Origin of the sequence: Ferruginibacter sp. (genome assembly GCF_031391665.1) — a bacterium.
Lineage (GTDB): Bacteria > Bacteroidota > Bacteroidia > Chitinophagales > Chitinophagaceae > Ferruginibacter.
In genome coordinates this window covers 1-6,616 of the sequence record NZ_JANMUN010000105.1, presented here as the reverse complement: position 1 = coordinate 6,616, position 6,616 = coordinate 1, and the positions used below count along the sequence as shown (strand labels likewise).

At 36.8% G+C, this 6,616-nt stretch carries 7 protein-coding genes; all 7 read right to left on the bottom strand.

Features of this window, described 5'->3' with window-relative positions; all coding sequences use genetic code 11:
- Positions 1-301, bottom strand: a 301-nt coding sequence (locus tag ACY651_RS08385) for a hypothetical protein (RefSeq protein WP_462251623.1), incomplete at its 3' end; no start/stop codon positions are given.
- 114 nt (positions 302-415) lie between these two features.
- On the bottom strand, positions 416-1,897 hold the full coding sequence (locus ACY651_RS08380; protein WP_462251621.1) for a complex I subunit 4 family protein: 1,482 nt from the start codon (positions 1,895-1,897) through the stop codon (positions 416-418).
- A gap of 62 nt (positions 1,898-1,959) precedes the next feature.
- Complete coding sequence (gene nuoL, locus ACY651_RS08375; RefSeq protein WP_462251619.1) at positions 1,960-3,891, bottom strand: NADH-quinone oxidoreductase subunit L; 1,932 nt, start codon at positions 3,889-3,891, stop codon at positions 1,960-1,962.
- 245 nt (positions 3,892-4,136) lie between these two features.
- Positions 4,137-4,448: an NADH-quinone oxidoreductase subunit NuoK gene (gene nuoK, locus ACY651_RS08370; RefSeq protein WP_462251617.1), complete on the bottom strand. Its 312-nt coding sequence runs from the start codon at positions 4,446-4,448 to the stop codon at positions 4,137-4,139.
- Positions 4,448-4,966 carry an NADH-quinone oxidoreductase subunit J family protein gene (locus tag ACY651_RS08365; protein WP_462251615.1) on the bottom strand — a complete coding sequence of 173 codons (519 nt, stop codon included), beginning with the start codon at positions 4,964-4,966 and terminating at the stop codon, positions 4,448-4,450. Before ACY651_RS08365 ends, nuoK begins: the two co-directional genes overlap by 1 nt.
- A 28-nt stretch (positions 4,967-4,994) precedes the next feature.
- Positions 4,995-5,528, bottom strand: coding sequence for a 4Fe-4S binding protein (locus ACY651_RS08360; protein ID WP_462251613.1), 534 nt, complete (start codon positions 5,526-5,528; stop codon positions 4,995-4,997).
- 66 nt (positions 5,529-5,594) lie between these two features.
- Positions 5,595-6,616: NADH-quinone oxidoreductase subunit NuoH (gene nuoH, locus ACY651_RS08355; protein ID WP_462251611.1), on the bottom strand; the 1,022-nt coding region annotated here is incomplete at its 5' end.

Below are 6,616 nucleotides of genomic sequence, written 5' to 3'. Positions count from 1 at the left end.
ATTCAGCTAAGTTGTCTGTCTTTTTAAACCAGCCGGCAAATAATAAGGTAATTAAATACACTCCCAAATTCAAAATGCTTTTTTCAAAAGCGATTAAGGGAGTAGTTTGATACATATTATCAAACAGGTTGCCATCTACATTCATTAAAAATCCAAAAATAAAATTCAGCAATAACAGCAGCTGTATTATTGATAACAGCGTATCATTTTTTATACCCTTGCCCAGTTTAACAAAAAGTAAAAAGAATATGATACCGGTAAGTACCAGTTCACTTTTCATTATGGTAATAAATTCACTCATTTGTTATTTTTATAAACCTATACCGTTTTTAAAACCTTACAGGGTTGCTTATAGTACATCGAAATTTCATTTCGATTTTAAAGGGGGTCGAAATAAAATTTCGACGTTCTGCCATTACTTTACTGCCTGTATCTTTTGCATAATTATTGCTGCACCCGGCTTTATTAAATCATTCAGCCAAAATGGTGCAATACCAATAGCTAAAATTCCTGCAATTAAAATTATGGCGGCTAACTTTTCATTCCATTTTGCATCAGTTAAATTACTAAAACTTTCTTTTATTGGTCCCATGGCAGTTTTGCCTACTGCTCTTAAAATATAAACCGCCGTAACTACAATGCTAAGGCAGGCAGCAACAGTTGCAATGCGATGAAAATTATCTGCATGTTCCCAGGAGCCAACAAAAATGGTCATCTCAGCTACAAAACCACTTAAGCCAGGTAAACCCAAAGAACACAATCCCACAATAAATAAAACGGTTGAAATAAAAGGCATGGTTTTTAATAGTCCACCCATTTCATTTATTTGCCTGGTGTGGGTGCGTTCATAAATCATTCCTATAACTGCAAAAAATAAAGCCGTCATCAAACCATGACTCACCATTTGCATTACCGAACCAGTGATGGCAGTTTTAGTTAACATCCCAATGCCTAACAATACAAAACCACAATGGCTAACCGAAGAATAGGCGTTAATATATTTTAAATCCTTTTGCATCATAGTAGCAAAGGCACCATACAAAATGGCAATGGATGCTAATACAATAATGATGTTGGCGTATTCTTTTGCGCCATCGGGCATAATGTAAGTGGCTACACGTAAACAACCATAGCCGCCCAGCTTCATAGAAATGCCTGCAAGAAACATTGATCCGGCAGTAGGAGCGGAGGAATGTCCATCGGGCACCCAGGTATGAAAAGGAAACAATGCGGTGAACACACCAAAGCCAACAAACAATAAAGGAAAACATATCAATTGTGTTTTTACAGGAATATTTGTTGCCGCTAATTGCAGCAAATCAAAAGTTTTGCCGGCACCGCCAAAATACATTCCTAATAAACCTACTAATACCAATGCCGAACCAAACATTAACAGCAACGCCAGTTTGTTGGCACTGTATTCTTTTTTGCCGCTTCCCCAAATACCAATTAATAAATATTTTGGTATTACTGCAATTTCTAAAAAGAAGAAAAGTATAAAGAGATCTAAAGAAATAAAAAATCCATACGCCCCAAAACTTAACAAGAGTAACAAAAAATAAAATTCTTTCGTCATTTTTTCTACATTCCACGATACTAAAACTCCTGCAATCACCACAAATGCTGTTAATAATATCATTGCAACAGCAATGCCATCAACGCCAAAATGTAAACTGATATTCCAGCTGGGAAACCAGTTGTATTGCTGTTCAAAAATAAAGTGGGCATTTTGTCCATTTACCCTGGCAGTGTTGTAAGCAGAAAATAAGCCAACAGATAATGCCAACTGAATACCTGCGCCAATAAAAGCAGTCCATCTTATTTGTTGTTTATTCTTCAACAATAAAACAAACAAAGCTGTAAGTAATGGAACCGCTAATAATAACAATAAATTCATGCTGATGTTTTCTTAATGTTTTTTATAAGGAAGTCAAGCTTTTAAAGCTTGACTTCCTTTGCTTACTTCCATAAATAAATAAACAATACCGCCAACCCAATTACACTTGCTAAAAAATAAATACCATATTGCTGCACTTTACCCGATTGTATGCCTTTTATTTTTTCAGAAATCAGTTGTGTAGTGTTGCCTGTTGCATTCATTAATCCATCCACAATATTTTTATCGAACCACGCTGCCGGCCTTCCAATTAAATTAAAAATTATTTTTTGGGTGATGAATAGATAAATCTCATCGATATAAAATTTATGATAAGCCGATTTGTATAAACCATTTAATGAGGCTGCTATTTTATCCGGCTTGCTATTTTCTTTTTTATACAACCACATGGCTGTAAAAATTCCAATCAATCCCAATAACACCGGCGCAATAGAAAAGCTCAGATAAAATTCAGAAGCCAATGGTTTTCCATCCGAACTAACAAAATTTCCAAACGGAATAAATCCTGCAGCGGCTGCACCAACGGACAATAATAGTAATGGCAGCATCATTGCAAAACCGCCTTCGCCTTTATGTTCGCCGTGTAAGTGTGCTTCTTTATTCCAGAAAATAGAAAAGTATAATCTAAACATATAAAAAGCTGTAAGCCCCGAAGTAATTAAAGCCACATAATAAATAGCAGTGTTGTTGTGATAGGCAGCAAGCAAAATTTCTTCTTTGCTAAAAAAACCTGCAAAGGGCGGTACACCAGCAATAGCCAAACAGGCAATTAAAAAAGTGATATGAGTAATGGGCAAATATTTTCGCAAGCCACCCATGTCTTTCATTTCGTTGCTGTGTACATAATGTATTACTGCACCGGCGCCTAAAAATAGTAATGCTTTAAACATGGCGTGTGTAAACAAATGAAACATGGATGCAGTGTATCCGAGTCCATCTTCGCCACCATATTTCGAAACGCCTAATGCAAACATCATGTAACCAATCTGGCTCATGGTGGAGTATGCCAGTACTCTTTTTATATCAGTTTGTGTGCAGGCAATAATGGCAGCAAATAAAGCAGAGAATGCACCCACATAACCAACAATCTCTAATGCATCGGGAGCAGCAATTGCAAACACAGGAAATAATCTTGCTACTAAAAAAACTCCTGCAACCACCATGGTAGCTGCATGTATTAATGCCGAAACAGGAGTGGGGCCTTCCATGGCATCGGGCAGCCAAATGTGTAAAGGGAACATCGCACTTTTTCCGGCGCCACCAATAAAAACTAAAACTAATCCCCAAGTTAATGCAGAAATACCAAGGAAAGATGCGGATAAAATATTTTTTAATGCTGTGGATTCAGGCGAAGTTAAGTTTGCAATTAAAGTATTAAAATCTAATGTGCCGGAATAAAAAGATAAAATTAAAATGCCAATTAAAAATCCCACATCTGCAAATCGTGTTACGATAAAAGCTTTTTTGCAGGCGGCAACAGCAGCAGGTTTATCGTAATAATAACCAATCAATAAAAAAGAAGACAAACCCACCAGCTCCCAAAAAATATACATTTGAAAAATATTGGAAGCCACTACTAAACCTAACATGGAGAAAGTAAACAATCCTAAAAATGCATAATAAGTTGCAAAGCGTTCATCACCTTTCATGTACCCCAAACTGTAAATGTGCACCATCAAAGAAATAAAAGTTACCACTACAATCATCATCATCGAAATGGGATCTAACATTACCCCCATATCAATGGACAAATTTTCAGAAAATTGTAACCAGGTATATTTAAATGCAATTATTCTTGGGTAATTACCAGCACAGTAATTTGAAAAATATTCATAAGCCACGTAAATTGCCAAAACTGTTGACACCGACATGAACGCTGTAGCAATAATGCCCGAAGTGTTTTTAAAATACTTTCTTCCAAATAATCCCAATAATAAAAAACCTGCCAGTGGCAGTAAAGGAATAAGCAGTATGTAAAAATTGTTTGGCATCATGACCTCACCCTCGTTCCCTCTCCAAAAGAGAGGGAGGCCGGGTATTTGTTTATTTTTGAACTTTAGTAATTAAGCATTTCAACATTTTATCATTATTCATCTTTACAACACCATTAGTTCTTGGTTTAATTTCCTGCTATTCACCTTAAAATATTGTTGCCTTTCTTCGCTTCAATCTTCTCCTTTTCTCTTCTCCTTCGGGGAAGGATAGGATGGGGCTTTTTCTTCCTATAGGGGCTGGGCTCCTAATACATCATCTCCTCCGCATTTTCTACATCAATCGATCTATGACTTCTGTATAAATTTATAATTATAGCAATTGCAACGGCAGCTTCGGCAGCAGCAATAGCAATAATAAAAATGGTAAAAAATAAACCATCCATTTTATTGGGCCACAAATATTTATTGAAGGCAATAAAATTCAGGTTTACACTGTTTAAAATAAGTTCAATACTCATCAGCATCGTTACCAAATTTCTTCTTGTAAAAAAACCGTATACACCAATAAAAAATAGTGCAGCGCTGATGAATAATATTTCGTTTAACCCGGGATGCATTAAATGATTTCTGTTTTAGTTCGTAATGCGATGACGATACTGCCAATTAAAGCTGCTAATAATAAAATACTCACCACTTCAAAAGGCAATGCATAACCACCCACTTCAGTGCCTAACATTTGGTTGCCAATATTTTCTACACTTGGTTCAACAGCAGTTGCAGTAGTGCCAATAAATTTATGCTGGTACAATTGCACCATTACCAATGCCAGTCCGCAAAAAGCAGCTAAAGCTGCAAACAATTGCCTGCCCAATTTCTGTTGCGGCATTTTGTCACCTGCCTGCTGTGTTAAAAAAATAGAAAAGATGATGAGTACTACAATGCCACCCACATATACTACAATTTGCACTGCTGCAATAAATTCGTATTGCAACCAAAAATAAAATCCGGCAATCCCAATTAAAGCAAACAATAAATAAATAGCAGCCCGAAATATCTGCCGTGTAGTAACGGCAAGCAATGCACTACCCAAAGTAAGCGCTGCAAGTAAATAAAATATAATTGTAGATCCGCTCATTATTAATTATCCATTATTCAATTATTCATTATTCTACTCCATCCATAATCTTCGATCCGGGATTATTCAAAATCTTCGTCAACTCTGCCCTGTCAAAAACACTGTGTTCAAAAGTTTGCGCCATCACAATCGCATCACTCGGACAAGCCACCACACAAAGATTACACATGGTACACAATTCTAAATGATATACTAATTTATCAATCGCTTTTTTCTTTTTGCCTTCCGGCGTTACTTCATTTTTAAAAATCACTTTAATGGTGCCATTGGGGCAAGCCAGTTCACAAGCCTGGCAACCAGTGCAACGGTGTTCATTTTTTTCATCATGCGGCATTACCACTTCGCCTTTAAATCTTTCGGGTAAATTCAATGTTTCCCTGTTATCAGGATATTGTTCGGTTATAATTTCTTTATGATGGGTAAAATAATAACCCGTACGCCGCATACCAATCAGCATAGATTTTACTGCGCCGTAAATTTCTTTTATGTAGTTTTTTATAAACATAAGCCCCAAACCCCTAAAGGGGCTTTCTTTTGTTAAATTATTATTTTTGTTGAGCACTCCAATATTTGAAAGTGCTTTAATTTATTTTACTCTTTCAAGTTCCCCCTTCAGGGGGCGGAGGGGCTAAAAATGCCACCCCAATATCGCCATCACTGTTATCAATAAAATATTAAACATACTAATGGGCAACAGATATTTCCATTCTAAATTTAATAACTGATCAATACGTAACCTCGGAAAAGTCCAGCGAAACCACATGATAACAAAAATTAAAAAAAACGTTTTGCCCATAAACCAAATACTCGACGGAATATAATCCATCACATGATTAAAACCTTCCCAGTTGCCAATATGAAAAGGCATCCAGCCGCCTAAAAATAATGTAGCGCCAATGGCACAAACTATAAATACATTTACATATTCTGCTAAAAAAAATAACGCAAACTTCATTCCGCTGTATTCGGTGTGGAAGCCTGCAGTCAATTCACTTTCAGCTTCGGCCAAATCAAAAGGTGCCCGGTTAGTCTCCGCCGTTACTGCAATTAAAAAAATTACAAAAGCAATTATTACCGGGATATGCCCTTTAAATAACCACCAGCCATTTTGTTGCGATTGTATAATGTCGGTTAAATTTAAACTGCCGGTTAAAACAACAATCGATAAAATGGAAAGTCCTGCACTCAACTCATAACTTACAATTTGTGCACCGCTGCGCATGGCACCCATCAGCGAATATTTATTATTGCTTGCCCAGCCCGCCATTAAAATACTTATTACCGAAATAGAAGACACTGCCGATACATATAACACCCCAATATTTAAATCCCACAATTGAAAGTTGCTGGCAAATGCAATAGGTGCCATTAATAACATGGCCACTATCATGGCAATAAATGGCGCCAGGTTAAATAAAAATTTATCGGCGCCGTTGGGTGTTAATCCTTCTTTAGTTAATAATTTTAGGGTATCCGCAAACGATTGTAACAGCCCTTTTGGCCCCACACGGTTTGGCCCGAGGCGTATTTGCATCCATGCACTCACTTTTCTTTCCATAATTACCAGCACCAATCCTAAAATTGCAAACAGGCTTATTACAGCTATTCCTGCAATCACCATTTCAAACACCAATGCCCAGGTGGAGCTGA